The 24921-nt window shown below is 70.3% G+C and carries 24 protein-coding genes and 1 pseudogene; 8 read left to right on the top strand and 17 right to left on the bottom strand.

What is annotated here, in order from left to right; genetic code table 11:
• The first annotated feature begins 16 nt into the window (after positions 1–16).
• Together Scani_RS36915 and Scani_RS42270 are read left to right on the top strand one after the other, a co-directional pair.
• On the top strand, positions 17–4438 hold the full coding sequence (locus Scani_RS36915; protein WP_159482012.1) for a HAMP domain-containing protein: 4422 nt from the start codon (positions 17–19) through the stop codon (positions 4436–4438).
• The gene (locus Scani_RS42270) at positions 4435–5382 is read left to right on the top strand and encodes a response regulator (RefSeq protein WP_159482011.1); all 948 of its coding nucleotides are present in this window, start codon (positions 4435–4437) and stop codon (positions 5380–5382) included. The genes Scani_RS36915 and Scani_RS42270 overlap by 4 nt, the downstream gene beginning before the upstream one ends.
• Positions 5383–5590: 208 nt before the next feature.
• Here the strand turns inward: Scani_RS42270 and Scani_RS36905 are convergent, their stop codons facing one another.
• From Scani_RS36905 to Scani_RS36895, 4 genes and pseudogenes are all read right to left on the bottom strand, one after another.
• Positions 5591–5773: a hypothetical protein gene (locus Scani_RS36905; RefSeq protein WP_159482010.1), complete on the bottom strand. Its 183-nt coding sequence runs from the start codon at positions 5771–5773 to the stop codon at positions 5591–5593.
• A 16-nt stretch (positions 5774–5789) separates the two neighbouring features.
• On the bottom strand, positions 5790–6149 hold the full coding sequence (locus Scani_RS36900) for a hypothetical protein (protein ID WP_159482009.1): 360 nt from the start codon (positions 6147–6149) through the stop codon (positions 5790–5792).
• A gap of 318 nt (positions 6150–6467) precedes the next feature.
• Positions 6468–7420 (bottom strand): annotated as a pseudogene (locus Scani_RS41450) (helix-turn-helix domain-containing protein).
• Between the two features lie 328 nt (positions 7421–7748).
• Positions 7749–8174 (bottom strand): ATP-binding protein, encoded by a 426-nt coding sequence (locus Scani_RS36895; RefSeq protein WP_159482008.1) that lies wholly within the window; start codon positions 8172–8174, stop codon positions 7749–7751.
• A 112-nt stretch (positions 8175–8286) separates the two neighbouring features.
• Between Scani_RS36895 and Scani_RS36890 the strand changes: the two genes are divergently transcribed.
• Both Scani_RS36890 and Scani_RS36885 read left to right on the top strand, forming a co-directional pair.
• Positions 8287–9135: a helix-turn-helix domain-containing protein gene (locus Scani_RS36890; RefSeq protein WP_159482007.1), complete on the top strand. Its 849-nt coding sequence runs from the start codon at positions 8287–8289 to the stop codon at positions 9133–9135.
• Entirely contained in the window at positions 9132–9401 is a 270-nt protein-coding gene (locus Scani_RS36885; RefSeq protein WP_159482006.1) for a DUF397 domain-containing protein, read from the top strand. Before Scani_RS36890 ends, Scani_RS36885 begins: the two co-directional genes overlap by 4 nt.
• Positions 9402–9407: 6 nt before the next feature.
• Here the strand turns inward: Scani_RS36885 and Scani_RS36880 are convergent, their stop codons facing one another.
• Positions 9408–9776, bottom strand: coding sequence for a cupin domain-containing protein (locus tag Scani_RS36880; protein ID WP_159482005.1), 369 nt, complete (start codon positions 9774–9776; stop codon positions 9408–9410).
• A 49-nt stretch (positions 9777–9825) separates the two neighbouring features.
• Here Scani_RS36880 and Scani_RS36875 point away from each other — a divergent pair, with 49 nt between their 5' ends.
• On the top strand, positions 9826–10653 hold the full coding sequence (locus Scani_RS36875; RefSeq protein WP_159482004.1) for a helix-turn-helix domain-containing protein: 828 nt from the start codon (positions 9826–9828) through the stop codon (positions 10651–10653).
• An 87-nt stretch (positions 10654–10740) separates the two neighbouring features.
• Here the strand turns inward: Scani_RS36875 and Scani_RS36870 are convergent, their stop codons facing one another.
• From Scani_RS36870 to Scani_RS36860, 3 genes are all read right to left on the bottom strand, one after another.
• Positions 10741–11769: a hypothetical protein gene (locus Scani_RS36870; protein ID WP_159482003.1), complete on the bottom strand. Its 1029-nt coding sequence runs from the start codon at positions 11767–11769 to the stop codon at positions 10741–10743.
• Between the two features lie 145 nt (positions 11770–11914).
• Positions 11915–12613 (bottom strand): alpha/beta fold hydrolase, encoded by a 699-nt coding sequence (locus tag Scani_RS36865; RefSeq protein ID WP_159482002.1) that lies wholly within the window; start codon positions 12611–12613, stop codon positions 11915–11917.
• Between the two features lie 155 nt (positions 12614–12768).
• Positions 12769–13305 (bottom strand): SigE family RNA polymerase sigma factor, encoded by a 537-nt coding sequence (locus Scani_RS36860; protein WP_159482001.1) that lies wholly within the window; start codon positions 13303–13305, stop codon positions 12769–12771.
• 348 nt (positions 13306–13653) lie between these two features.
• Between Scani_RS36860 and Scani_RS36855 the strand changes: the two genes are divergently transcribed.
• Positions 13654–14652, top strand: a complete 999-nt coding sequence (locus tag Scani_RS36855) for a hypothetical protein (protein ID WP_159482000.1) — start codon at positions 13654–13656, stop codon at positions 14650–14652.
• Positions 14653–14707: 55 nt separating this feature from the next.
• Here Scani_RS36855 and Scani_RS36850 read toward each other — a convergent pair whose 3' ends face one another.
• From Scani_RS36850 to Scani_RS36825, 6 genes are all read right to left on the bottom strand, one after another.
• A complete protein-coding gene (locus tag Scani_RS36850) occupies positions 14708–15874 on the bottom strand; it encodes a lipid-transfer protein (RefSeq protein ID WP_159481999.1) in 1167 nt (388 codons plus the stop codon).
• On the bottom strand, positions 15871–16263 hold the full coding sequence (locus tag Scani_RS36845; protein ID WP_159481998.1) for a MaoC family dehydratase: 393 nt from the start codon (positions 16261–16263) through the stop codon (positions 15871–15873). The genes Scani_RS36850 and Scani_RS36845 overlap by 4 nt, the downstream gene beginning before the upstream one ends.
• Entirely contained in the window at positions 16260–17414 is a 1155-nt protein-coding gene (locus Scani_RS36840) for an acyl-CoA dehydrogenase family protein (protein WP_159481997.1), read from the bottom strand. Before Scani_RS36840 ends, Scani_RS36845 begins: the two co-directional genes overlap by 4 nt.
• A gap of 1 nt (position 17415) precedes the next feature.
• The gene (locus Scani_RS36835) at positions 17416–18735 is read right to left on the bottom strand and encodes a bifunctional MaoC family dehydratase N-terminal/OB-fold nucleic acid binding domain-containing protein (RefSeq protein ID WP_246296363.1); all 1320 of its coding nucleotides are present in this window, start codon (positions 18733–18735) and stop codon (positions 17416–17418) included.
• Complete coding sequence (locus tag Scani_RS36830; RefSeq protein ID WP_159481996.1) at positions 18732–19925, bottom strand: acyl-CoA dehydrogenase family protein; 1194 nt, start codon at positions 19923–19925, stop codon at positions 18732–18734. Before Scani_RS36830 ends, Scani_RS36835 begins: the two co-directional genes overlap by 4 nt.
• 205 nt (positions 19926–20130) lie before the next feature.
• On the bottom strand, positions 20131–20436 hold the full coding sequence (locus Scani_RS36825; RefSeq protein WP_159481995.1) for a hypothetical protein: 306 nt from the start codon (positions 20434–20436) through the stop codon (positions 20131–20133).
• Between the two features lie 396 nt (positions 20437–20832).
• Between Scani_RS36825 and Scani_RS36820 the strand changes: the two genes are divergently transcribed.
• On the top strand, positions 20833–21954 hold the full coding sequence (locus Scani_RS36820; RefSeq protein ID WP_159482591.1) for a bifunctional DNA primase/polymerase: 1122 nt from the start codon (positions 20833–20835) through the stop codon (positions 21952–21954).
• Positions 21955–22033: 79 nt separating this feature from the next.
• Here Scani_RS36820 and Scani_RS36815 read toward each other — a convergent pair whose 3' ends face one another.
• From Scani_RS36815 to Scani_RS36805, 3 genes are all read right to left on the bottom strand, one after another.
• The gene (locus Scani_RS36815; protein ID WP_159481994.1) at positions 22034–22792 is read right to left on the bottom strand and encodes a class I SAM-dependent methyltransferase; all 759 of its coding nucleotides are present in this window, start codon (positions 22790–22792) and stop codon (positions 22034–22036) included.
• A 117-nt stretch (positions 22793–22909) separates the two neighbouring features.
• Entirely contained in the window at positions 22910–23428 is a 519-nt protein-coding gene (locus tag Scani_RS36810) for a GNAT family N-acetyltransferase (protein ID WP_159482590.1), read from the bottom strand.
• Between the two features lie 200 nt (positions 23429–23628).
• On the bottom strand, positions 23629–24477 hold the full coding sequence (locus Scani_RS36805) for an SGNH/GDSL hydrolase family protein (protein ID WP_246296361.1): 849 nt from the start codon (positions 24475–24477) through the stop codon (positions 23629–23631).
• On the opposite strand from Scani_RS36805, the gene Scani_RS41445 reads away from it, so the two are divergent.
• Positions 24470–24691: a hypothetical protein gene (locus tag Scani_RS41445; protein ID WP_246296359.1), complete on the top strand. Its 222-nt coding sequence runs from the start codon at positions 24470–24472 to the stop codon at positions 24689–24691. The genes Scani_RS36805 and Scani_RS41445 overlap by 8 nt on opposite strands.
• The last annotated feature ends 230 nt before the right edge of the window (positions 24692–24921 follow it).

Raw genomic sequence — 24921 nt, 5'->3', positions numbered from 1 at the left:
GGGGGGATGGTGTGTCATGGCGCTCGACCCGGCTCGGCCCGAGTCTGCTTCTCCGCCCCCAGAGCCTCCCGAGCCCACTCAGTCCCCACAGCCCCCCGCCTCCCGGTACGACGGGCAGTGGGTACGGACCAGTGAGCTGCGGCCGCTCCTCGCGGCGATGATGGCGCTGCGCGACGGGGATTTCACCGCACGTGTGGATATCCCGCCGGGCGGCTCCGCCACGGACGGCGTGGTGGCCGATATGACGGGCGTCTTCCATCAGGTCGTCGCCCGCAACGCCCATCTCGCCTCCGAGCTGCAACGCGTACGCGGCGAGATCATCCGGCAGGGGCGGCTGGACGAGCGGATCTCCGCCAGCCCCGGCCAGGGGACCTGGACGACGAACATCGAGGCGGCCAACACCGTGCTCCAGGCGCTGGTGGTCCCGCTCGCCAAAGCGACCCGGGTGCTGGACGCGGTGGCCGACGGCGACCTGACCCAGCGGGTCGATCTGCACGACGGCAACCGCCAGCTCCGCGGCGATCTGCGCCGCCTGGGCAGCGGAGTGAACCGCATGGTCGACCAGCTGTCGCTGTTCACCGGCGAGGTCACCCGGGTCGCCCGCGAGGTCGGCACCGAGGGCCGGCTGGGCGGCCGGGCCAAGGTCCAGGGGCTCTCCGGCGACTGGCTCCATGTGACCGAGGCGGTCAACACCATGGCGTCGCGGCTGACCGCGCAGGTCCGGGACATCGCCGTGGTGACCACCGCGGTGGCCACCGGCGACCTGACCCAGCAGGTGACGGTCGAGGCCACCGGTGAGCTGCTGGAGCTGAAGCTCACCGTCAACAAGATGGTGGACCAGCTGCGGGCGTTCGCCGACGAGGTCACCCGGGTGGCCCGGGAGGTCGGCACCGAGGGCCAGCTCGGCGGCCGTGCGCAGGTCAGGGGCGTATCCGGGGTCTGGAAGGACCTCACCGACAACGTCAACTTCATGGCGTCCAACCTGACCTGGCAGGTCCGCAACATCGCCCAGGTGACCACGGCCGTGGCCAACGGCGACCTGAGCCAGAAGATCACCGTGGACGCACGGGGCGAGATCCTGGAGCTGAAGTCGACGATCAACACGATGGTCGACCAGCTCTCCGCCTTCGCCGACGAGGTCACCCGCGTCGCCCGCGAGGTCGGCACCGAAGGCCGGCTGGGCGGCCGGGCGCAGGTCAGGGGCGTGTCCGGGGTCTGGCGCGATCTCACCGAGAGCGTCAACTTCATGGCGGACAACCTGACGTCCCAGGTCCGCAACATCGCCCTGGTCGCCACCGCCGTCGCGGAGGGCGACCTCGGCAAGACGATCACCGTCGAGGCCAAGGGCGAGATCCTGGAGCTGAAGACGACGATCAACACGATGGTCGACCAGCTCTCCGCCTTCGCCGACGAGGTCACCCGCGTCGCCCGCGAGGTCGGCACCGAAGGAAACCTGGGCGGTCAGGCGCAGGTCAGGGGCGTCTCCGGGGTCTGGAAGGACCTCACCGACAACGTCAACTTCATGGCGCTCAACCTGACGTCCCAGGTCCGCAACATCGCCCAGGTCACCACGGCCGTGGCCAACGGCGACCTGTCCAAGAAGATCGACGTCGACGCCCGCGGCGAGATCCTGGAGCTGAAGGACACCGTCAACACGATGGTCCAGCAGCTGCGGGCGTTCGCGGACGAGGTCACGCGCGTGGCCCGCGAGGTCGGCACCGAGGGCCGGCTCGGCGGCCGGGCCCAGGTCCACGGCGTCTCCGGCGTGTGGAAGAACCTCACCGACAACGTCAACTCCATGGCCGACAACCTGACGTCCCAGGTCCGCAACATCGCCCAGGTCGCCACCGCCGTCGCCAAGGGCGACCTGTCCAAGAAGATCGACGTCGACGCCCGCGGCGAGATCCTGGAACTGAAGACGACGATCAACACGATGGTCGACACCCTGTCGTCGTTCTCGTCCGAGGTGACCCGCGTGGCCCGTGAGGTCGGCAGCGAGGGCCAGCTCGGCGGCCAGGCCCGGGTCGAGGGCGTCTACGGCACCTGGAAGCGGCTGACCACCAGCGTCAACGAGCTGGCACTGAACCTGACGACGCAGGTCCGCGCGATCGCCGAAGTGGCCAGCGCCGTCACCCAGGGCGATATGTCCGGCTCGATCACCGTGGACGCCCAGGGCGAGGTCGCGGCCCTGAAGAACAACATCAACCTGATGGTCGCCAACCTCCGCGAGACCACCCGCGCCAAGGACTGGCTGGAGTCCAACCTCGCCCGTATCGCCAGCCTGATGCAGGGCCACCGCGACCTGGTCGAGGTCGCCGACCTGATCCTGCGCGAGCTGACCCCGCTGGTGAACGCGCAGTTCGGCGCATTCTTCCTGGCCGAGGCGGGCGCCGAACCGGGCGAGGGCCTGGAGCTGATCGCCGGTTACGGCACCGGCCAGCCCGAGGGCCGCCGCTCGCTGCCGCGGCTGCGGCTGGGCACCCCCGGCTGGGGCCTGATCACCCAGTCCGCCATGGAGAAGAAGCGCATCGTCGTCGAGGCCGTCCCGCCCGACTACATCACCATCAGCTCCGGACTCGGCGCCGCGGCCCCGGCCAGCATCGTCATCCTCCCGATCCTCTTCGAGGACCAGGTGCTCGGCGTGATCGAGCTGGCCTCCTTCAGCCGGTTCAGCGACGTCCACCTCGCCTTCATCGACCAGTTCGTGAACACCATCGGCGTCTCGATCAACACCATCATCGCCAACTCCCGTACGGAATCCCTGCTGTCGGAGTCCCAGCGGCTGACCGCCGAGCTCCGCCAGCGCTCCGACGAACTCCAGCTGACGAACGCGGAGTTGGAGGAGAAGGCGGCCCTCCTGGCCACCTCCTCGCAGTACAAGTCGGAATTCCTGGCGAACATGTCGCACGAGCTGCGCACGCCGCTGAACTCCCTGCTGGTGCTCTCCCGGCTCCTCGCCGACAACCCCGAGGGCCGGCTCTCCACCCAGGAGGTGGAATTCGCCGTCACCATCCACCGCGCGGGCTCCGACCTCCTCCAGCTCATCAACGACATCCTCGACCTGTCGAAGATCGAGGCCGGCCGGATGGACGTCCACCCCAAGGCCCTGCCGCTGATCAAGCTGCTCGACTACGTCCGCGCCACCTTCAAGCCGCTCACCGTCGACCGCGGCCTCACCTTCGACGTCAAGGTCGGCGAGGACGTCCCCAAGGAACTCTTCTCCGACGAACAGCGCCTCCAGCAGATCCTGCGCAACCTGCTGTCCAACGCCGTGAAGTTCACCTCCTCCGGCAGCGTGGAACTCATCGTCCAGCGGGTACCGGGCGCGGACTTCGAGGAGGACTCCCTCCGCACCGCCGACGACGTCATCGCCCTCTCCGTGAAGGACACCGGCATCGGCATCTCACCGGAGAAACTCGACGGCATCTTCGAGGCGTTCCAGCAGTCCGACGGCACCACCAACCGCAAATACGGCGGCACCGGCCTGGGCCTGTCCATCAGCCGCGACATGGCCGCGCTGCTCGGCGGCCGGATCATCGCCGAGAGCGAGCCGGGCGTCGGCTCGACCTTCACCCTCTACGTGCCCGCGCGCTACACCGGCCCCTTCCCCGCGCCGAGTCCCACCGCCGCGACCCACCCCGCGGACAGCATCGCGCAGGCCGGCCCCGCCCGCCCCGTCCTGGCCGAACAGCTCACGGCCAGGACCACGACGCCCGCGAGCACTCCCCAGAGCTCCTCGTCCGGCGACGTCTTCGCCACCGCGGGGGAGCACGATCAGGCACCGCACCTGAGCAGCCCCTCCCCCGACGGCGGCGATGTCACCTGGCCCGAGACCACCCGCCTCAAGGACTGGCTGAGCGGACGCCCCGGCGAGGTGCTGGCCGACCGCCGCATCCTCATCGTCGACGACGACATCCGCAATGTCTTCGCGCTCACGCACGTATTGGGCCGGGTCGGCATCAGCGTCAAATACGCCGAGAACGGCCGCGAGGGTCTGGAGGTCCTCGACCGGACCCCGGACGTGTCACTGGTGCTGATGGACATCATGATGCCCGAAATGGACGGTTACGAGATGATCAAGGCGATCCGTCAAGCGCCACGGTTCGCGGACCTGCCGGTCATCGCGCTCACCGCGAAGGCCATGCCGGGCGACCGCGAGAAGGCGATCGAGAGCGGGGCCAACGACTACATCCCCAAGCCGGTGGACGTGGACCGGCTGCTGACCGTGATCTGCGGCCTCCTCGACCCGAAGAACGGCACCCTGGTCCCGCAGCCCGACACCGAGAGCTCCGGCGACTCCGACGGCCCGGACACCCTCGGCCTCTCCCCGCCCTCCGATACCGCTGACACAACCCACCCCTCCGACGGCCCCCACACCGCCCATGACACCGGCGGCACCGGCCAGGACGACCAGGGAACGGCGGGGCAGCCCTCATGACGACCGCACCGGACACCTCACCCAGCATCCTCATCGTCGACGACATGGAGGAGAACCTCGTCGCGCTGGAAGCCGTACTGGGCTCGCTCACCCAGAAGGTCGTCCGTGCGCGGTCCGGCGAAGAGGCCCTCAAGGCCATGCTCCGCGAGGAGTTCGCGGTCGTCCTCATCGATGTACTGATGCCGGGCATGAACGGCTTCGAGACCGCCGCCAACATCAAGGGCCTGGACCAGACGAAGGACGTCCCGATCATTCTCCTCACCGGCGCCTCGGTCGACCCGAACTACGCCTACCGCGGCTACACGGTCGGCGCCGCCGACTTCCTCATCAAGCCCTTCGACCCCTGGCTGCTGCGAACCAAGGTGAACGTCTTCCTCGAACTCCACCGCAAGAACCGCCAACTGGCTGCCCAGGCCGAGCAGTTGAAGCGCCTGCTGACCTCGGAGGACCGCCCTGGAGGCGAGGGGTCACCGCCCGCCACGACGGCCGCCGCAGGCGCCACGGACGCGGCGCCGGCCCCGTCCGGACCCTCGCCCCCGCCGGCGGTGTCGACGACGGCTCCGGCCTCGGCATCGACAGCGGCCGCGGAGGGGGCCCCGGCTCCGACTTCCGCCGCGGACCCGGCTTCACCCGTGGCGCCCCCCGCGGGCCAGGCCCAGCAGCACCCCCCGACACCCGGACAACCGGCCGGTCCCACTGGACAGCCGGGGCATCCCCCCATCCCCCCGGAGGGCCCCGGCGCCCCCGTGTCGTCCGAGCCGCTCCCGCAGCCCGCGGCGGCACCCGCCGGCGACGCCTCCCGCCTCGCGGAGATCGCCGGCCAGCTCGCCGAGGTGGAACTCCTCCTGCGCGACGCGAAGGGCTCCGACAAGGAGCGCCTTGCCGACCGCATCGCCGAACTGGAGGAGGCCGTCGGCAGGTTGATGGTGACCCGGGGGACGTAGCGCGTGCCGTACGGGCCGGGCCGCCCCGGAGCCCGGTGCGCCGCGGTTCCACGAATTCCCGTACCCGGCGCACCAGGCGCCGTGACAACGGCGCCCGGCGGCCCGGCCCGTCGGCCGTCTTCGTGCGGCACCACTCAAAAGCCGTGCCGACGGTGCCCCAAGGACACCGCCGACACGGCCTTTTTCCGGACGCGTGACGCCAAGAAAGCTACGCTTCCGGGCCTTCATGGGCGCTCTTGCCACGAGGTCCCGGCACCTTGTTGACAGTAAAGGCGTAAATTCCCCCGAGGACGAACAGCGCCAGATACTGGGCCCAGATGACGTCATCGAGCGCCCTGTTCACCGCGATGACCACGCCGGCCCAGAGAAGAGTAAATGCAATCTTGGCCATCAGAATTTCCTCAGCCTCAGGCGAGCGACGAGAGGCAGCCGGTGGCTCCGGCGACCACGGTCTTGCTCGCGATGTCCTTGGCCACGTCCTTGCTGACGTACCGGCCGACGATCAGCGCACCGGCCCCGCCGATCGCCCCCTTGATCAGACAGTTCTTCACCATCTTGATCATCTTGGTGTTGTGCATCAGGTAGGCGCAGTCGTCCTTGCTCTTGGACATGATGCACATCGAACGAGCTTCTTCGATGGGGTTCACCATGTTCGACTGAACCGCGGGCCGCGGGTTCGACTCCGCGTAGGCCACGCCGGTGCCACTGGCGAGGACGATGCCTCCCAGCATGACGGCCGACATCGCACCCGAGACAAGGCTCTTCATTGAATTTCCCCGATTCAACTTCATTATTCGGCGCGGGCATTGGTCAGATGCCACGCTCTCTTTGCCACGCACAAACGTACTAGCCGTATTAGGCATCCGGAAACCCGGTTGAGCGGATCTTGAGCTTGACGATTTTGTGAAACTCGCACGTGTAGTCGATCTTCGCTTTTCGACTGACTGATACTCAATGTCCAGCTATTGGCGGGCACGGGGCAGTGGCGAAGCCTGGGGTGACGAGTGGGGTGACGAGCTGCCCGCACTGCCGGGCGAGTTGGGCGGAGCCGCCTCCCCCGCCCGTCCGGGCCCGGTGCGTGACGCTCACGGCGCTGCCGCTGGGTGGCGGCAGTCGCGGCATCGGCCCGGGACAGGTGCGCGGAAGGCGCGCTCGCAGCCGTCGCAGGTTTGGAGCGGGGCCGGCCGGGCGCGGGCGTCCGGGGGTGCGTCGGCGGCCGGGAGGGGTGGCGGAAGCAGCTCCACGAGGCGGTGGGCGAGCAGGGCGGCCGGACGTGAAGGGCGGCCGGGAGGCCGGTCGTCAGGGTTCTGCGGACGGCCTCCCGGGAGGCCCCGCGTTCCAGCCAGGCGGCGACGGGCGGCGTGAGCCGCTCGATGTCCCGCACGGAGAGCAGCAGGCGGGGATCGTCGTGGCGGAGGTTCGCGAGGAGGGCGGCGGCCGGGGTGTGGTGCGCGCGGGTGGCGGGCTCCGGTAACTGCGGCGCAGGGGGTGGCTGCTGCGGTGCGGGCGTGGGTTGCTGGGGCGCGGGCGCCGGTTGCGGGGCGCGGGACGGCTGCGCCGAGGGGACCGGACGCGGCGGTTTCCTGACGGGTGCACGGGCCGGAGCAGGCAGGGGCGGCGCGACGGCGGCCCGGCGTTTGGCCTGCTCGGCGTCCTCGCGGGCCCGGCGGGCGCGGGTGGCCTCCGGGTCGTTGTACGAGATCGTGAGCGTGACCATCCGCCCGTCGTCGGTGCGCCGCCGGACGCGTTCGAGGTAGCCGTTGGCCTCCAACTCCCGTAAGGCGGCGGCGATCCGGTCCCGCCCCTCGGGGAACCGCCTCGCCAGCGTACGGATGTCGACCGGCGCGCCCTCCGGCAGCGACTGGATGTGGGCCGCGAGCCCGATCGCGAGGCCGGACAGGGACCGGTGCTGGGTGAGGTGATTGCCGACGATCGTGTAGCCGGGGGCTTGGTACTCGGTGACTTTGCGGACGCCGGCCGAGGTTCGCCGAACCTCGTGCCGGGCGGGCGCAGGCGCATTAGACTTCTGTAGAGCCATCAGGAAGGTTGCTGCTTCCTCGTTGGTCAGGCCCTCGTTCGGGATGCCAGTCCCGGCCGGGGGCCGTCGCATGTGTGCGGGTGTGCGCGGGTTTTCGGGGTGTCGTTACCGAGAGTGCAGGGTCGAGGGCAGCGGAAGCGAGTCTTCCGGTCATGGATCACCCGCGCGAGTGACGCCGGGGGCGCACCGGGGAAGGGTCCGGCTGGGTCGGGCTGGGTTGGACCGGTTTCTCTACCTGGGGTTATTGGTCTTTTACGGGCCCAAACCCCGACGCTCGGCGCACCGGAGTCCGGCTACCCGGCCTCCGGTTGACGGGCGGCCGGTCGTCTCACACTCGGTCCCATCGGCCCCACATCGGCAGGTCGAATTCCGCCCAGACCGTTTTGCAGGGGAACGGCCCCCGACAGGCACCCCACCGATCGGCGAGCGCCTCGACAAGGACCAGCCCGCGCCCCGACTCCCGTAGCCCTGACACCTGCAGGGCCGGGAGCCGGTCACCACGCGCATCCGTCACCTCGATACGGAGCGTGTCCGCGTCGGACAGGACGGCGAGGCGGAAGTCCCGGCCCGGTACGCGCCCGTGCGTCGCGGCGTTCGCGGCCAGCTCGGCGATGACGTGCGCCGGCGACTCGAACGGCACGCCCCAGGCCCGGAGTTGCTCGGTGGCAAGGAGCCGCGCGAGGCGAGCTCCCCGGCGGGTGGCGGAGAGCTGGACCTTGAACTGGAGCTTGTACTCGGGGATTTCCTGATTCATGTCACTCAGCGTGGTCGGCCTTGCTTACGCTGAATAGTGATTCGGCCGGTACTCACGGTGACTGTCCTGGTGTTGTCCAGGAGTGTCCCCGCTGTCCAGGAGGTGGGAGCGGATGAATGTTGACGGATCCGACGAGGCGGGTTGGGACGTCGATCCGGAAGACGAGACACAAGCCCTCGTCGAGGCGGTCGGTCGTCAGCTGAAACTCTGGCATGAGGCCGCGGGCCTGCGTCCGGCGGAGTTCGGTGCGGCCCTGGGGTACGGGGAGAACCTGATCTACAAGATCGAGCGGGGTGCGCGTATCCCCCGCCCGGAGTTCCTCGACAAGGCAGACGAAGTACTGGGAGCAGGCGGCAAGATCGCCGCGATGAAGAAGGACGTGGAACAGGCCACTTACCCCAAGAAAGTCCGGGACCTGGCCAAGCTGGAGGCCAAGGCGGTCGAGCTCGGCGCGTACAGCAACCACAATCTGCACGGATTACTGCAGACGAAGGAGTATGCGCAGGCGCTGATCCAAACGTGGCGTCCTGCCTACTCGCAAGACGAGGTGGAACGGATGGTGGCCGCGCGCATGGCACGGCGGTGCATCTTCGAGCGCTCACCCGCACCATCGCTCACTTTCGTCCAGGAAGAAGTGACGCTTCGTCGTCCCGTAGGGGGCAGAATGGTTCTGCGTCGACAGCTCGAACGCCTGTTGGAAGTGGGTCAGTTGCGGAACGTCGAAATCCAGGTGATGCCGACCGACTGCGACGATCACGCCGGGATGGGCGGTCGGATCCAGGTGCTGAAGTTCGGCGACGGCTCAGCGGTGGGGCGCGACGAAGGCCAGGTCACCAGCCGTCCGCTGTCCGACCCGAGAGAGATCCGAGTCCTTGAGCTGCGCTATGGCATCATCCGGGCCCAGGCTCTCACCCCCCGGGAGTCGCTGGCCTTCATCGAGAAAGCGCTGGGAGAGACATGACCCTCAAGCCCTCTGCGGTGAACGTTTCTGAGCTGGAGTGGACGAAGAGCAGCTACAGCGACAGCAGCAACGGCCACGACTGCCTCGAAGTCGCCTGGCAGAAGAGCAGCTACAGCGACAACGGCAATAGCAACGAGTGCCTCGAGGTCGCCGCCACCTCCTCCACCATCCACATCCGCGACTCCAAGAACCCCGACGGGCCGCAGCTCCACCTCCGCCCCGCCGCCTGGGCCGACTTCGTCGCGTACGCCGCTACCGAGCGCTGACCGAGGTCACAGGGCCTCGGGCGCCTTGCTCCTGGGCCCTCCCCCGTCGCCGGTGTTGAGCGTGCCGGCCGGTTCGAGGAGAAGGATGGCGGTCTCCTCCTCCGCCACCGGGCAGTGCTCGACGCCTCGGGGGACGACGAACAGCTCGCCGGGTCCGAGTTCCACGTCGCCGTCCCTGAGCCGGATGGTGAGCCGGCCGCTGACGACCAGGAACAGTTCGTCGGTGTCGTCGTGCGTGTGCCAGACGAACTCCCCGTGCAGTTTGGCGAGTTTGACCTCGTAGTCGTTGAGGTCGGCGATCTTCTTCTGCGACCAGAGGTCACTGAACTGGGAGAGCTTGTCGGCGAGATTGACCGGCACGGGAGAAGTTGTCATGTCCTGAGACTGTCGTGTCCGGGTGCCGTCGGTCTTGTACGTTCCTGGCATGACAGACGGCCCGCACCGTACGGCCGAGGGGCCGCCGCGTACGACGGTCAGCGCCTGGCGGCCGTCCGTTCCGGGGATCGCCGAGGTCTTCCACGCGCACTTCACCGAGCATGCGTATCCGACCCACACCCATGACACCTGGGCCCTGATGATCCTCAATGACGGGGCGGTCGACTTCGCATGTGACCGCCACCGTCATGGCGTGACCGGCTCCGACACGGTCGTTCTGCTACCGCCCGGTGTCCCCCACGACGGCAGGACGGTCACCGCGTCCGGCTTCCGCAAGCGGGTGCTCTACCTCGATGCGGACGTGCTCCCCGAGGGGCTGACCGGCCGCGCGGTGGACGGGCCGGTCTTCGGCGACGAGCTGCTGCGCCATCGCATCCACCAGCTGCACACGTCCCTCGGGCACCCGGGTGACGCGTTCGAGGCCGAGTCCCGGCTGTCCTTCATCCGGGAACGGCTGCACTTCCACCTGGACGCGCTCAAGCCGCCGCGCACGCCTGGCCGCGAGGCGAACCGCCTGGCTGCCGCCTTGCGGGAGCTGCTGGATGCCCGTCTGTCGACCGGGCTCTCCTTGCGGGAGGCCGCCGCCGTCCTGCACGCGCACCCCACCCATTTGATCCGCTGCTTCAAGCGGACCTACGGCCTGCCGCCGCACACCTACCTGACCGGCAAGCGCATCGAACGGGCCCGCGGGCTCCTGCTCGACGGCAGGCGTCCGGCGGAGGTCGCGGCTGCCCTGGGATTCCATGATCAATCCCATCTGAACCGTCACTTCACCCGCCATGTGGGCACGACACCGGCGCGCTACGCGGCCAGGTGAGGACGGCCCCTGGCTGCCGAGGGGCGCCAGGTCACCCACAACCTCTCGTGACATGGCGCCTTCCCCGCCGGCGCAGGATGTGTGTCTCTATCGGGCCGCCGGCTGGTGGAGCCAGGGCGCGCTGGTGGCCCAGAACATGACGTCGGCCCCGAGGGTGTTCGTGCCGAAATCGGTGAACTCTTGCCGGGTGTACGGCTTCTTCGTCGTGGGGTTCTTGTACTCGAAGTCGGGTTCCTGCACAGCCATGGCCACGATGGGGAGCTTGCCGCGGTATTTCTTGAAGAAGGGGTACGAGTTCTCCATCTGCGCCGGACGGTTCGGCAGGACGTCAGGGCCGCCGAGACCGATTCCGTGCGCCTCGGCGAACTCGAAGGTGCGCTTCATATAGTTGCGGCTGTTGTTCCACTCGCCCGGCCAGAAGTTGACGTACTGAATGAATTGCGTCTTGGTGAAGACCTTCTTGCCGTAGGCCATGTTGGCAAGTTCTGCCTGGAAGTAGGAATCGTGGCTGTATCCGGTACGGTCCTTCTTGGTGTCCACTCCGGTAGCGGTTTCCGGAAGGTTCACCCCGGCGAGGCGACCGTCGAATCGCTGTGCCAGGGCCTTCAGCAGATGCTGGAAACGGCCCCGCACCTGCGGATTCCATTGCGCTGCGACCGCTCCGGGCACACCGGGACCAAGGCCGCTTTCGTTCGTTGTCGGCGCCGCGCCTCCCTTGTATTCCGGATCATTCAACAGATAGTCCGGGAGCCTGGTCGGCGGCGCGAAGAACCGGTCCTGGACCTGGATGAACAGCTTCTTGTGGCGGGACTGCAGATAGTTCAGCGCCCGGTCGACCTCCGAGAAATCGTACTGATTCTTCTTCCGCTCGAGTGCCTTCCACGGCACCACCAGCTGCACGCCGGCGACATCGGGGCGATCGATCAGCGGTTTCACCTCTGTATCGAAATCCCCAATGGATGCGTACAGGTAGTTCTTCGCTGCCTTGTTGCCGAGCGCCGGGTCGGAAGCCTTGTCAGACGTCGGAGCGGGACCCGCGACAGCCGTCGCGGCTACGCCCGCCAAGGTCATCGTCATGAGCGTTCCGACACCGATGGCAATACGTTTGGACACCATGAACCCCACCATGCGGCGCAGCCATAAGAGAGATGTGAGAACGCCATGTCCAACTACCTGGCGGCTTCGCCTCGCCGCATCCTCCGCCTCCAGCCCTCCGGGCCCTTCACGCGCCCGCAAGGAGCCCGTCGGTGCGGTACTGCGGTCACGCCCCGACCGCGTCGAGGAGGATCCGTGCCAGTTCGCGCGGCTGGGAGAACATCGGCCAGTGGCCGGTGTCCATCTGGACCAGCTGCCAGTGCTCGCTGGTCAGCAGCTTGGCCACGTCGTCGCTCGGCTCAGCGCCGTCGAGCAGACACTTGATGTACATCGCCGGTAGCTCACCGAGCGGCCGGGCCAACGCGGCCGGCTCAGCCAGCGAGGCACCCGGGTGTGGCGTCGCGCCGTCCACGATTCGTGCGATCTGCTCCTCCGTGAGCCCCTGGCCGTCGCAGTCGGCCGCGGCCAGCGGTGCCCACAGGCCGCCATTGCCGACGATCGCGGCCTCCAGCTTCGCCGGCCCCTCCCACCAGCTGGAGACGAACGACTCGCCATCGACGGGAACATTGGCGTCGACGAAGACTGCGCGAGTCAGCCGGTCGCCGATTCGCTCGGCGGCCTGACCCACCGGGATGCCCGAGTAACTGTGTCCGACAAGGACGACATCGCGCAGATCGAGACGCTCGACCTCGCCCACGATGTCCCGCACGTGGGTCTCCTGCCCAGCGGGAACACCCCGCTTCTCCGCGAGGCCCGACAGCGTCAACGGATAGACGTCGTGGCCGGCCTCACGCAGCTCCGCCACCACCCCGTCCCACGCCCACGAGCCGAGCCAAGCGCCTGCAACCAGTACGAAATTCGACATGGCCGCACCGTAGCGGAGGGGTCCGACAACGGCTCTGCGAGCACTTTCGGCACACGCCCTGGTCCGCCTGACGGGGGCAGGAGGCGTGGTGGCCCATCGACGGGCCACCTGTGCCGAAGGGCGCATCGGCGCATGCGCTCCCCGAAGCGACGCAGTCAGGCCGAGAGCATCGTCAGTCCCGGGTCCTCCCGGAGTTTGGCCAGGGCGCGGGAGACGGCGCTCTTGACCGTGCCGATCGAGACCTCCATGACCTCGGCGGTCTGGGCCTCGCTCAGGTCCTCGTAGTACCTGAGGACGACCATGGCCCGCTGACGGGCGGGCAGTCGCATCACCGCGCGCCACATCGCATCGCGCAGGCCCTGGAGTTCGGCCGGGTCGGGCGCGGGCAGCGGGTCCGGCTCCGGGAGCTCGTCGACGGCGAATTCATCGACCTTGCGCTTGCGCCACTGGGAGGTACGGGTGTTGATCAGCGCGCGGCGGACGTAGCCGTCCAGGGCGCGGTGGTCCTCGATCCGGTCCCAGGCCACGTAGGTCTTGGTCAGGGCGGTCTGGAGGAGGTCCTCGGCGTCGTTCGGGTTGGCGGACAGCGACCGCGCAGTGCGCAGCAGGACCGGCCCCCGGGCCCGTACATAGGACGAGAACGTCGGGAACACAGCGACGGTCGAAGCGCTGGTGCACACTGGCGTGGTCATGGGCACCACGCTAGGAGCGAGGGTGGCCCAGAGGGATCGCCCCTAGGTGCCGAAGCGCTATCCGTCTCAAGTTGTACGGGTGGGGTTCGGTCCACCTCCTCTGGGGGGACGGGGCGTCGTGTTCCCCTGAGATCCCCCGTACTGCCCGGCCCGCTGTGAGGGCGCTCGTGCGGGGCGCCGGCGTCCGGCATGCAACCTTTTGATCGATTCGCAGGTCACGTACCTGATCATGCGTGGTCATACCGCGCAGGCCGCCCCTCGTGGCGGTCACTTGACTCCGTACGGAAGGCCTCGATGAAGCTTCACCCTGCTCTGGCGACCGCGGCTGTCACGGCTGTCCTGGGCCCTATGGCACTGCTCTCGGCCCCGGTCGCCCACGCGACGGGTGAGGCGCCCGCGCCCGCCGACGGCCGCCCCGCGTCCGCCGCCACCGCGTCGGCTCCGCAAACGCCCGCGGCCGACGGGAGCGACGGCCGTGGGGAGGAGCAGACCGGGCGGCCGACCGAGGCCGCCACCCCGGGAGCTGCCGAGCCTGCCGCTCCGGCGCCGGCGACGCCGAGTGCCGAGCCGTCCCCCACCTACACCCGCCCGACCTACTGCTCGGGCATACCCGACGAGGAGCGCGGCAAGACGGGGCTGCGCGGCCTCCCGAGCAAGATCGTCGCGGGCTCCGGCTGGCACGGGTTCGCCTACCGCGTCACCAATGTCTCCAAGATCAAGGTGATGGAGACCGACGTCTCCCTGATGCTCGGCACCGCCGACCCGAAGATCAACGACGTCGCCGAACTGTCCGTCACGGTCCAGTGGTTCAACCCGGCGACCGGCAAGTGGAAGCCCATCGAGGGCGAAGGCGCCGCGTTCCGCGACAGCGACGAGTTCGCCACCATCAAGAGCCTGAAGCCGGGCGAGTACGCGGACGCCAAGATGCGTATCAAGATCGGCGGGAAGGCGAAGGCGGGGACCGGCTACTTCTTCACCCTCGGCCATTCGTACGGCGAGGACGGCCAGTGCGGCTCCGACGAGATCAGCCAGTTCAACTTCACGGTCCTGCCCGCCGGCAGCCGGCCCGGCAAGGTCGCGGACGCCAAGGGGCGGCCCGGTAAGCCGGGCAAGGCCGGTCCGCTGGGGAAGAGCGGCGGGCGGGGGACGGCCGGTCCGCTGGAGAAGTCCGCGCACCACCTCTCGCCGCAGGGCACCCTCGACGAGCTCCCGGTCACCGGCAGGCTCGCCGAGACCGGATCCTCCGACGCGCTGCCGACCGTCGCCGCGACAGGCGGCGCGGCAGTCCTCGCGGGCGTCGGCACCGTACTCGTCGTGCGGCGTCGCAGGGCCGGTTCCGCGCAGTAGGGGGAGGGACAGCGTCGGTACGCGGTCGGGCCGGTACCCGGCTCGGCCGCCCTCCTCAGCCGTCCGCGCCGAGGATCAGCCCCGAGGTCGGGACCCCGGTGCCGGCGGTGACCAGGACGTGGGCGGGGCTGCCGGCCTGGTTGACGGAGGTGCCGCGGAGCTGGCGGACGGCCTCGGCGATGCCGTTCATGCCGTGCAGATACGCCTCCCCGAGCTGGCCACCGTGGGTGTTGAGGGGGAGGGTGTCCGCGGCGACGAAGTCCGAGGCCTCGCCGGGGCCGCAGAAGCCGAACTCCTCCAGTTGCATCAGCACGAACGGCGTGAAGTGGTCGTAGAGGATCGCGACATCGATATCGGCGGGGGCGAGTGCGGCGGTGCGCCAGAGCTGGCGGGCCACCACGTTCATCTCGGGGAGGCCGGTCAGGCCGTCGCGGTAGAAGCTGGTCATCTGCTCCTGGGCGCGGCCGGCGCCCTGCGCCGCGGCCGTGATCAGCGCCGGTGGATGGGGCAGCGCGCGGGCCCGCTCGGGCGAGGCCACCACGATCGCCTGGGCGCCGTCCGTCTCCTGGCAGCAGTCCAGCAGCCGCAGCGGCTCCACGATCCAGCGGGAGGCGGCGTGGTCGGCGAGGGTGATGGGCTTGCCGTAGAAGTACGCGGCCGGGTTGCGGGCGGCGTGGCGGCGGTCGGTGACCGCGACCGGGCCGAAGGCGTCCGGGGTCAGGCCGTAGGTGTGGAGGTAGCGCTGTGCGGCCATGGCGACCCAGGAGGCGGGGGTGAGCAGGCCGAAGGGGAGGTTCCAGCCGAGGGCCGCGCCCTCCGCGGTGGGCTCCCGCTGCTGTACGCCCGAGCCGAAGCGGCGGCCCGAGCGCTCGTTGAACGCGCGGTAGCAGACGACGACTTCGGCGATGCCGGTGGCGACCGCCAGGGCCGCCTGCTGGACGGTGGCGCAGGCCGCGCCGCCCCCGTAGTGGACCCGGGAGAAGAAGGACAGTTCGCCGATGCCGGCCGCCTGCGCGACGGTGATCTCGGGGTTGGTGTCCATGGTGAAGGTGACCAGGCCGTCGACGTCCGCGGGGGTCAGCCCGGCGTCGTCGAGGGCGGCGCGTACGGCCTCGACGGCGAGCACCAGTTCGCTGCGGCCGGAGTCCTTGGAGAACTCGGTCGCGCCGATCCCGGCGATGGCGGCCCGGCCGCCGAGGGAGTCGAGGCGGTGGACGCTCATGCCGTGCCCTCCGGGAGGCTGACCGTCACCGTGCCGGTGACGTGGTGGCCGATGCCGTTCGCACCGACGATCCGCACCACCGCCGTACCGTCCGTCACCTCGGTGACGGTGCCGTTCAACACCATGGTGTCCCCCGGGTAGTTGGGGGCACCAAGGCGGATGGCGACCTTGCGCAGGGTGCAGCGCGGCCCGAAGTGGTCGGTGATGTAGCGGCCGACGAGCCCGTTGGTGGTCAGGATGTTCATGAAGATCTCCGGGGAGCCCTTCTGCTGGGCCGCCTCGGTGTCGTGGTGCACGTCCTGGTAGTCGCGGGAGGCGATCGCCCCGGCGACGATCAGGGTGCGGGTGAGGGGGATGGTGAGCGTCGGCAGCTCGTCACCGGCCTTCATCCGGCCTCCTTCCGGTCTTCGCCGCCCATGGACGGCGAGGTCAGCAACTCGCCCAATTCGGCGATGACTTCGGCACCTGATCCCAGATAACCGGCCAGCTGTCGGCCCCAGAGGAAGTGCCGGTGGACGGGGTGGTCGACGTCGGCGCCGATGCCGCCGTGCAGATGCTGGCCGGTGTGCACGACGCGGGTGCCCGCCTCGGACGCCCACCAGGCGGCGGTCAGCGCATGCGGCCCGGCGTCCAGGCCCGCGTCCCGGCGCCAGGCCGCCTCGTAGGCGGTGACCCGGATCGCCTCGGTGTCCATGTAGGCATCGGCGGCGCGCAACTGGACGCCCTGGTTGGTGGCGAGCGGGCGGCCGAACTGTTCGCGGGTCGTGGTGTGGGACACCGCCCGGGCCAGGGAGCCGGCGCAGACCCCGGCCTGGAGTCCGGCGAAGGCGGTGCGGGCGAGGACCAGGGTGTGGGAGTAGGGGTGGGGGTGCGGATCGGGGGCGGTGTCGGCTTGGGGGTCGGGGCTGCTGTCGGGGTCCGGGTCGGGGTCCGTGTCGGGGTCGCTCCCGTCCAGGCATTCGGCGGGGGCGGCGTCCAGAGTGAGCCGGCCCGCCGACCAGGGCGCGGTGGTCTCGACCGGCTCCCGCCGCACCCCGGGGTCGTCGGTGCGTACGAGCCACAGCGTCCGCGTCGTCCCGTCCGGCACCAGGACGTGGGTGGCCTCGCGCAGCCACGGCACGACGGGGACGGTGCCGGTCAGCCGCCCCGTCCCGTCCTCGGCGCGCTCGGCCCGTACGCCACCGCGCCGCGCCGGGAACGCCCCGGTGGCGACCGCCTCGCCGTCCCGCAACGGCGGCAGCAGCCGCGCCCGCTGTTCCCGGTCGCCGTGGGCGCCGATCGCCAGCAGGCCGTACACGCAGGTCGCCGCGAACGGCACCTGCGCCGTCGTCCGCCCCTGCTCCTCCAGCATCAGCACGAGTCCGAGCAGACCGGTCTCCTCCGCCGCGCCCGGCAGACCGGCCGCGCACAGCGCCTTCCACAGGGCGGCGTCCGTGCCGCTGCCGCAGACGGCGAGGCGCTCGGGCGTGGACAGGTCGCCGAAGATCCGCGCCGCCAGCTCGCGGGCCGCCGCCTGCTCGGGCGTGGGCGTGAAGTCCATCTCACGCCTCACCGCCCTCTGCCACGCGGAAGACCGGAAGCTCCAACTCCTCGTCGGCCCGCAGGAATTCGAGCCGTACCGGCATACCGATCCGCACCTTGTCGTAGGGGACACCGACGACGTTGCTGACGATCCGCACCCCTTCCGCGAGCTCGATCAGCCCGACGGCGTAGGGGGTGGGGTGGGGACTGGGGTGGGGAGCGGGGGTGGGGGCGGTCGTGTGGGGGCCGGGTACGTCCGTGTGCGGGCCACCGGACGCGACGGCGTGCGGGCCGGGAGCGGCTGCCTGCGGGCCGGCCGTCTCCGAGCCGCGTTCGGGCGGGTCCACGCCGTGCTCGGGCGGGTCCGCTTCGTGCTCGGGCACCGTGAAGGCGGGGAAGGGCGGATGGTGCATCACGACGTAGGAGAAGACCGTTCCCGCGCCGCTCGCCTCGACGGTGTCCCACTCCGGTGACCCGCAGGCGTTGCACCCCGGCAACCAGGGGAAACGCAGCGTCCGGCACCCCGTGCAGCGCTGGATCAGCAGGCGGTGCCCGGCAACGCCTTCCCAGAACCCGGCGTTGTCGCGGTTGATGACGGGACGGGGGCGTCTGGTTCGGGTCTGCCCGGGGGCCTGGGGCTGCCGGGCCCCCTGCGATCGCCCTGGCGTGTGTGACGACGGCCGGGCCGCCTGCTCCGTTGTGTGCGACGACGGCCGGGCCGCCTGCTGGGGTGCCTGCGACCGCTCCGGTGTGTGCGACGACGGCCGGGCCGCCTGCTGGGGTGCCTGCGACCGCTCCGGTGTGTGCGACGACTGCTGGGGTGTCCGCGACCGCTCCGCCGTCTTGGGGAGCCGTGCGGCCGGGGCGTACTTGAGGACCCGGAAGCGATGCGTCCCGGCCGGCTCGCCGTTCGCGTGGATGTCCATCCGCGTCGTGATGAAGTGCCCGGTCCCCAGCTTCGTCGTCTTGCGCTCCGACACCGACTCGATCACCGCGTCGAAGGTGATCTCGTCACCGGGCCGCAGCGGCCGCAGATACTCCTGCTCGCAGTCGGTGGCGACGATGGAGGTGTACCCGGCGCTGTCCAGCAGCGTGGACAGTTCGTCGTACGCCCCCGAACGGTCGGCGTGCCCGGAGAGGCCACCCATCGTCCAGGCCTGCAGCATGGTCGGCGGGGCGATGGCGTCCGGCCCCCGGTAGGCGGGGTTGGTGTCGCCCATGGCCTCGCACCAGTGCCGGATCATCGGCTCGTTGACCAGGTCCTTGCCCACCCCGGCCGCCGAGGTCGACAGCCCCTCATAGGCCTTGAGCTGTTCGTACGCGAGCTGCACCGGGCTCATCGCCGCCCCCTCCGCATCCCCAGCCGCATCGTCGCGACGATCTCCCGCTGGACCTCGCTCACTCCGCCCCCGAACGTGTTGATCTGCGCCGCCCGGTTCATCCGCTCCAGCTCACCGCCCCCTGAGGCACCCCCTACGGCGCCCCCGAAGGCGCCCGGCGACCCCGTCCGCACCAGGGCGGCATCGCCCACCACCTCCTGGCAGATCCGGTAGACCTCGACGGCGCTCTCCGTCCCGGCGAACTTCACTCCGGCGGCATCACCGGGGCTGAGCGTCCCGGCGCCCACGTCATCGACCAGCCGCCAGTTCAGCAGCCGGGTCGCGGCCAGCCGGGCGTGCGCCTCGGCGAGCCGGGAGCGCACCCAAGCGCGGTCGGCGGGCCGCTCGCCGGTCTCCGGCTCCGGCGTACGGGCATGGGCCAGCGCCGCGTCGAAGGCGTCCTCGGCCTGCATACCGATGGCGGCCAGCGCGACGCGCTCATGGTTGAGCTGATGCGTGATCAGCTTCCAGCCCGCGTTCTCCTCCCCCACGAGGTTCCCGGCCGGGACGCGGATGCCGTCGTAGTAGGTGGCGGTGGTCGTCAGCCCGCCGACCGTCTCGATCGGCGTCCAGGAGAAACCGGGCGCGTCCGTGGGCACGAGGATGATCGAGATGCCCCGGTGCTTGGGGGCCTCGGGGTCGGTGCGGCAGGCGAGCCAGATCCAGTCGGCCTGATGGGCATTGCTGGTGAAGCTCTTGGCGCCGTTGATCAGCCAGCGGGCGTCGCCGCCGCTCGCCTCTCTCGTCGCGCGGGTGCGGAGCGCGGCGAGGTCGGTGCCGGCCTCGGGTTCCGTATAGCCGATCGCGAAGACGAGCTCGCCGCTGAGGATGCGCGGCAGGAAGAAGTCCTTCTGCTGCGGGGTGCCGTACTTCATCAGGGTCGGGCCGACGGTGTTGAGGGTGACCATCGAGACCGGAGCGCCCGCGCGGTAGGCCTCGTCGAAGAAGACGAACTGTTCGTCGGGGCCGCGGCCCCGGCCTCCGTACGCGGTCGGCCAGCCCAGTCCCAGCATGCCGTCGGCGCCGATCCGGCGGAGCACCGCGCGCTGCTCCGCGGGGTCCTCGACCGGCCCGTCCGGCAGCACCCGGCGGAAGTACGAGCGGAGTTCGCAGCGCAGTCGCTCCTGGCGCGCGGTGGGGGCGAGGTGCACGTGGGCGGCTCCCCTTCTGGTGGCCGTACGCCCGGTGCGCAGGGAAGGTCCAGGCGTACGAACGAGCGGGTTTCTGACTGTCCGTCAGAAACCCGCTCGCTGTCAAGGTCGGCGTCGTGAACCCCGGAGGAGCCCCATTTCCTCCGCGCCGCCCTGACGTATCACCCCTCGGTCGGTCGCCGCCGTCCCCTTGCGGCGTACCGGCTCACCAGAGGTTGGTGAAGTTGACGGTGGCGTTGGTCTGGTCGATACGCGTGGGGCCGGAGCCGTTCACGCTCGCGGTGTTGTTCTGGTTGGAGGCGCCGGCGCCGTTGGCGACCTGCTGACCGGTGGTCGAGTTGCCGAAGTTGCTGCCGCCGACACCGGTTCCCGCCTGACTCGTCGCCGCCGAGCTCGACCCGCCCGTCGCGAAGCCGCCGTTGTCGGCCTGCGCCACGCCCGTGAAGAGTGCGGCCGCGAAAGGCAGTGCGGCAACAACGGCGATGGCGCGGGCGGTACGGGTGCTTGCCATGTCTATTCCTCCTACGGAACACGACTTCTGGATCGCTTGAAACACTTGAATCGCTCTAACTCCGCTGGCCCACCGGGAAGTTGGCCGACCACCACGGTGCTTGCTTCGACGTCGCGCACTCAGGCTTGCCCATGAATCCCCAGCGGACCCGTCACGAAGGGGCGATTCCCTCGCAAGCATGAGGAACCCCGGGTAAACCCCGACCGCCGCACGACCTCCCCGCCGGCACCCGCCCCGACGGCACGAGACCCCACCTCGGCCCGCCCTCCCCGGGCTCCGCGCGCCCCACACGCCCGGCCACCACAACCGGCGCACGACCAGGTCCTGGCGCGCCCCCTTCCCTTCGTCGAACATTCGTACGAAAATAGAGTCATGGCTACCCTGCACCGACGCCATATGGAAAGACCGACCGGCTGGCCGATCAGTACGCCGGCCACTCCACCGGCTGGCACGCCCGGCGAGCCCGCCGAGCCCGCCGAGCCCATCAAGCACGTCGAACCCGCCGCCGAGCGGCCTGCAGACCACCCCCAGCTCCGGCCTGCAGCTCGCCCCGACCCGGGGTCTGCGGTTCGCCCCGACCCCGGGCCTGCGGTTCGCCCCCAGCAGCCCGGCCCCCGCACCACCGCCCCGACGCCCGGCCCCGATCCCACCGCCCCCGCGGATGCGCACGCCGCGGCCCTTGCTCACGCGCTCCTTGCCGCCGAGCGCGGCTACCCCGTCATCCCGCTGACCCGCAACAAGCTCCCGGCCCTCCGCTCCCCCCACCGCGGGCATCCCGAGGTGCCGCCCTGCCGCGGCGAGTGCGGCCGGCTCGGGCACGGCGTACACGACGCGAGCACCGACCCGCTCACCGTCCGCCGGATGTTCGCCGCCGCCCCCTGGGCCACCGGCTACGGCCTCGCCTGCGGGCGGCCACCGCACCACCTCATCGGCATCGACCTCGACACCAAGAACGGCGCCGACGGCCTGACCGCCCTCCGGTTCCTCGCCGAACAGCACGGCTTCCCGATCCCGCCCACGGTCACGGTCCTCACCCCCAGCGGCGGCCGCCACCTCTGGCTCACCGGCCCGCCGTCCCCCACGATCGCGAATTCGGTCGGGCGGCTCGCCCCCGGCATCGACATCCGCGGCGCGGGCGGCTATCTCGTGGGCCCCGGCTCGCTCACCGCCCGCGGGCGCTACGCCCTGGCGCCGGGCGCACCGCACCGCCCCGCCCCCGCGCCGGACGCCCTGCTCGCACTCCTCACGGCCCCGCCCCCCGCCGCCCGCCGCGAGTCCCCCTACGGCGTCCCGCCCCAGCCCGCCGCCGCCCTCGTACGTTTCGTCCGCGCCTCCCCGGTCGGCCAGCGCAATGCCCGCCTCTACTGGGCCGCCTGCCGCGCCGACGAGTCCGGCCTCGGCCAGGAACTCGCCGCCAGACTGACAGAAGCCGCCCGCCACACCGGCCTGTCCGCACAAGAGGCCCGCGCAACGATCGCCTCGGCGGCCCGCCGACGGCGCGGGGAGCCGACCACGTAGGGGAAGCCGGCCGCGGTAGCCCGTAGGGGAAAGCGGGCACCCGGTCACCCATAGGGGAAAGCCGACCGCCCCGGAAGGATCAGCTCCGCCGCGCCTCGATCAAGAACCGGGTCGTATGCGCCACGAACGCCCCCTCCGCGCGGATCAACTCATCCAACTCCCGCAAGCGGTCCCGGTATTGCTCGACCGTGAAGCCGGGCACCATCCACACCACCTTGCGCAGGAAGTAGATGACCGCCCCGATGTCGAGGAACTCGGTCCGCAGCGACTCCGCACGCAGATCGGTCACCTCCAGGCCCGCCGCCTCGGCCGCCCGGCGCGCATCCTCGGGGTGACGGGCCCGCCGCACCTCCTCCGGCTGCGGCCCGAGAAAGTACTCGACCAGCTCGAACACGCTGGCCGGTCCCACCTGCTGGGAGAAGTACGTGCCACCGGGCCGCAGCACGCGGGCGATCTCGTCCCACCACACGGTCACCGGATGACGGCTCGTCACCAGGTCGAAGGCCGCATCACCGAACGGCAGCGGCGGCTCGTCCGCATCGGCCACCACGACCGCGCCGAGCGGATGCAACAGCTCAGTGGCCTTGGCGACATTCGGCGCCCAGGACTCCGTCGCCACCATCACCGGCGGCAGCTTCTCCGCCCCGGCGAGCACCTCCCCGCCACCCGTCTGGATGTCCAGGGCCGCCGACGCCCGCGCCAGCCGCGCGCTCATCGCCCGCTGGTACCCCCACGAGGGCCGCTCTTCCGTGGCCCGCCCCGCCAGCCACGAGAAGTCCCACCCCTCGACCGACACGGCATCGGCCTCGGCCACCAGCTCCGCAAATGATCGCTCCATACCCCCACCATCGGTGCCGAAGGATCGCCTGGCCAACGATTTAGTCCCCGCCCCCACTACTCGGCCCCTGGCCCGCCCCGTCTCGGCCACGGCACTCGGCCCCATGGAACAGCTTCGCTACTCGCCCACCACAAAGACGAACTCCGGACGGTCCCACTTCACCGCCGGCGGATTGGCGGGCACCGTTCCCACGGGCCGGGCGCCCACGCTGCGGTAGAAACCCTCGGCCGGCGGGTGCGAGACCACCCGCACCTTCTCGATACCGGCGCGCCTCGCCTCGCCCCGCATGTGCTCGACCATCCGGCGCCCGATTCCGTACCCCTGCGCCTGGTCCGAGACGAACATCAAGTCCAGCTCGGCCGGCTCCACCATCAGCGCATAGAACCCGAGCACCCGCTCACCGCCGCCCTCCCCGCCGGGGATCTCCTCCACGGCGACAAAGACCCGATGCGTCTCGATGTAATCCGGCCCCACCCGATACCCCTCGACCATCGAGGAATAGGGCCCCTCATAGGCCCGAGAGCTTCGCACCAGCCGGGTGAGCCTCCGGGCATCCCGCTCCAGGGCCCGCCGGATCAGCACATTTCCCCGTCCACGTCCCTGTCGGGCCCCATCTGCCGCCCCCGCCCTCCGCACACCCACGGTGACCTCTTCCCGCTTTCCGCAGCACGGCTGGAATTCAATTCACCTTTCGCCGCCACCTTACCGCGCAAAGAAAAACACCATTACCGCCCGCTCCCCCCTTACTTCCCGCTTCCCCATTGCACCGATATCCGTTACCGCCGCTATACGCCCTGGCGGGGCGCGTCCACGTCCATTCCGACGAACCGAACGCTTCAAAGCTCCGTGAGATCGAAGGCGTTGGCGAGGGCGTGGTACCCGGCGTCGTCGGGGTGCAGCCCGTCCTCATAGACGTAGCCGGGGCGGGGCCGGTCCGGGTGGGCCGGATCGGCCATGGCCCGGTCGAAATCGACGACCGCGTCGTAGACCCGGCTGGTGCGGATCCAGTGATTGACCTGCTGACGCAGGCGCTCGACCTTGGCGGAGTAGCCCGGATACCCCTTCAGCGGAATCACCGTGGCGCCGATGACCTTGATGCCCCGCTCATGCGCGGCCCGTACCAGCTCCCCATAGGCATGGGTGATCTGTCGCGCCGAGACGGGCCGATGCGACGACGGGAGGCAGGGGCCCTCGGACCAGTTGGCGCCGATGTCGTTGCCCCCCAGTTCAACGATCACCGTCCGCACGCCCGGACGGTCCAGGACGTCCCGCCGAAACCGAGCGGTCCCCTTCTCACCGAAGCAGGAACTGCTGGTCAGCAGCATGTTCCCGGCGATACCGGCGTTGACCACGCCCACCTGACGCCGTCCGGTGACCAGCCGCTCGACGAGATCATCGGTGTACCGGCCGTCGGCATCCGGCGTGGCGCCCACGCCGTCGGTGGCGGAGTCGCCCCACGCCACCACCGTGTTCCGCCCGGCAGGAACAGAACCGGAGACGTCGACTCCGTCGAGGTAGTAACTGGACTGCGACGTACGGGTGTAGGCCACGGCCGGCGCGTCGGCGAGATGGTTGCCGGTGGCCCGGTAGGACGTGGCCTGTCCGACGCGGTGGAAGGTGGCCGGGCCGGTCCGCCCGGCGAAGTACAAGCTGACCACCAGCTTCTCCAGAGGAGACGTGGACATCGCCACCGCATCACTGACGGCCTCCCTGCCGGCCGGGACGACCGTAGAGCCGGAGTGCCGGAACGTCAGCTTCCGCGTCGTCCCCGGCCAGGCCTGCCCCCTTCCCCCGGACCGGGCGACCACCGCCCCGTCCACCCGCAGCGGCCGACTGCCGAACCGGTTCGACAGCCTGATCCGCACCCGCGATCCACCCACGCTGATCCGGACGACCTGACGCACCGACTCCCCGCGGAAGCCCCTCTTCGACCAGTTCGGCGCATCCCCTTCGGACCCGTCGACCGGCCGCTGCACCGCGGCACCCCACGTCTGCGTCCAGTGGCCCCGAGGCACTGCGGAATGCGCCTCAGCAGGAACCACACCCACCACCGAAACCGCCGCCATCAGGAGCCCCGCACATCGGACCGCACGAAACCGGAAGAACACCATGAGCCGCTCACTTCCACG

It is taken from the genome of Streptomyces caniferus, from assembly GCF_009811555.1.
Classification (GTDB): Bacteria; Actinomycetota; Actinomycetes; order Streptomycetales; family Streptomycetaceae; genus Streptomyces; species Streptomyces caniferus.
This window is presented reverse-complemented; position numbering and strand designations above follow the sequence as displayed.

Bases quoted from the DNA above. Each gene is read 5' to 3' on its own strand.
- Scani_RS36885 (WP_159482006.1), top strand. From the start codon at position 9,132: ATGACCCTCAAGCCCTCTGCGGTGAACGTTTCTGAGCTGGAGTGGACG.
- Scani_RS36855 (WP_159482000.1), top strand. From the start codon at position 13,654: ATGGCACTGCTCTCGGCCCCGGTCGCCCACGCGACGGGTGAGGCGCCC.
- Scani_RS42270 (WP_159482011.1), top strand. From the start codon at position 4,435: ATGACGACCGCACCGGACACCTCACCCAGCATCCTCATCGTCGACGAC.
- Scani_RS36900 (WP_159482009.1), bottom strand. From the start codon at position 6,149: ATGAAGAGCCTTGTCTCGGGTGCGATGTCGGCCGTCATGCTGGGAGGC.
- Scani_RS36880 (WP_159482005.1), bottom strand. From the start codon at position 9,776: ATGACAACTTCTCCCGTGCCGGTCAATCTCGCCGACAAGCTCTCCCAG.
- Scani_RS36840 (WP_159481997.1), bottom strand. From the start codon at position 17,414: ATGGACTTCACGCCCACGCCCGAGCAGGCGGCGGCCCGCGAGCTGGCG.
- Scani_RS36875 (WP_159482004.1), top strand. From the start codon at position 9,826: ATGACAGACGGCCCGCACCGTACGGCCGAGGGGCCGCCGCGTACGACG.
- Scani_RS36805 (WP_246296361.1), bottom strand. From the start codon at position 24,477: ATGTCCACGTCTCCTCTGGAGAAGCTGGTGGTCAGCTTGTACTTCGCC.
- Scani_RS36835 (WP_246296363.1), bottom strand. From the start codon at position 18,735: ATGAGCCCGGTGCAGCTCGCGTACGAACAGCTCAAGGCCTATGAGGGG.
- Scani_RS36870 (WP_159482003.1), bottom strand. From the start codon at position 11,769: ATGGTGTCCAAACGTATTGCCATCGGTGTCGGAACGCTCATGACGATG.
- Scani_RS36845 (WP_159481998.1), bottom strand. From the start codon at position 16,263: ATGAAGGCCGGTGACGAGCTGCCGACGCTCACCATCCCCCTCACCCGC.
- Scani_RS36820 (WP_159482591.1), top strand. From the start codon at position 20,833: ATGGAAAGACCGACCGGCTGGCCGATCAGTACGCCGGCCACTCCACCG.
- Scani_RS36815 (WP_159481994.1), bottom strand. From the start codon at position 22,792: ATGGAGCGATCATTTGCGGAGCTGGTGGCCGAGGCCGATGCCGTGTCG.
- Scani_RS36905 (WP_159482010.1), bottom strand. From the start codon at position 5,773: ATGGCCAAGATTGCATTTACTCTTCTCTGGGCCGGCGTGGTCATCGCG.
- Scani_RS36895 (WP_159482008.1), bottom strand. From the start codon at position 8,174: ATGAATCAGGAAATCCCCGAGTACAAGCTCCAGTTCAAGGTCCAGCTC.
- Scani_RS36865 (WP_159482002.1), bottom strand. From the start codon at position 12,613: ATGTCGAATTTCGTACTGGTTGCAGGCGCTTGGCTCGGCTCGTGGGCG.
- Scani_RS36860 (WP_159482001.1), bottom strand. From the start codon at position 13,305: ATGACCACGCCAGTGTGCACCAGCGCTTCGACCGTCGCTGTGTTCCCG.
- Scani_RS36850 (WP_159481999.1), bottom strand. From the start codon at position 15,874: ATGAGCGTCCACCGCCTCGACTCCCTCGGCGGCCGGGCCGCCATCGCC.
- Scani_RS36915 (WP_159482012.1), top strand. From the start codon at position 17: ATGGCGCTCGACCCGGCTCGGCCCGAGTCTGCTTCTCCGCCCCCAGAG.
- Scani_RS36825 (WP_159481995.1), bottom strand. From the start codon at position 20,436: ATGGCAAGCACCCGTACCGCCCGCGCCATCGCCGTTGTTGCCGCACTG.
- Scani_RS36890 (WP_159482007.1), top strand. From the start codon at position 8,287: ATGAATGTTGACGGATCCGACGAGGCGGGTTGGGACGTCGATCCGGAA.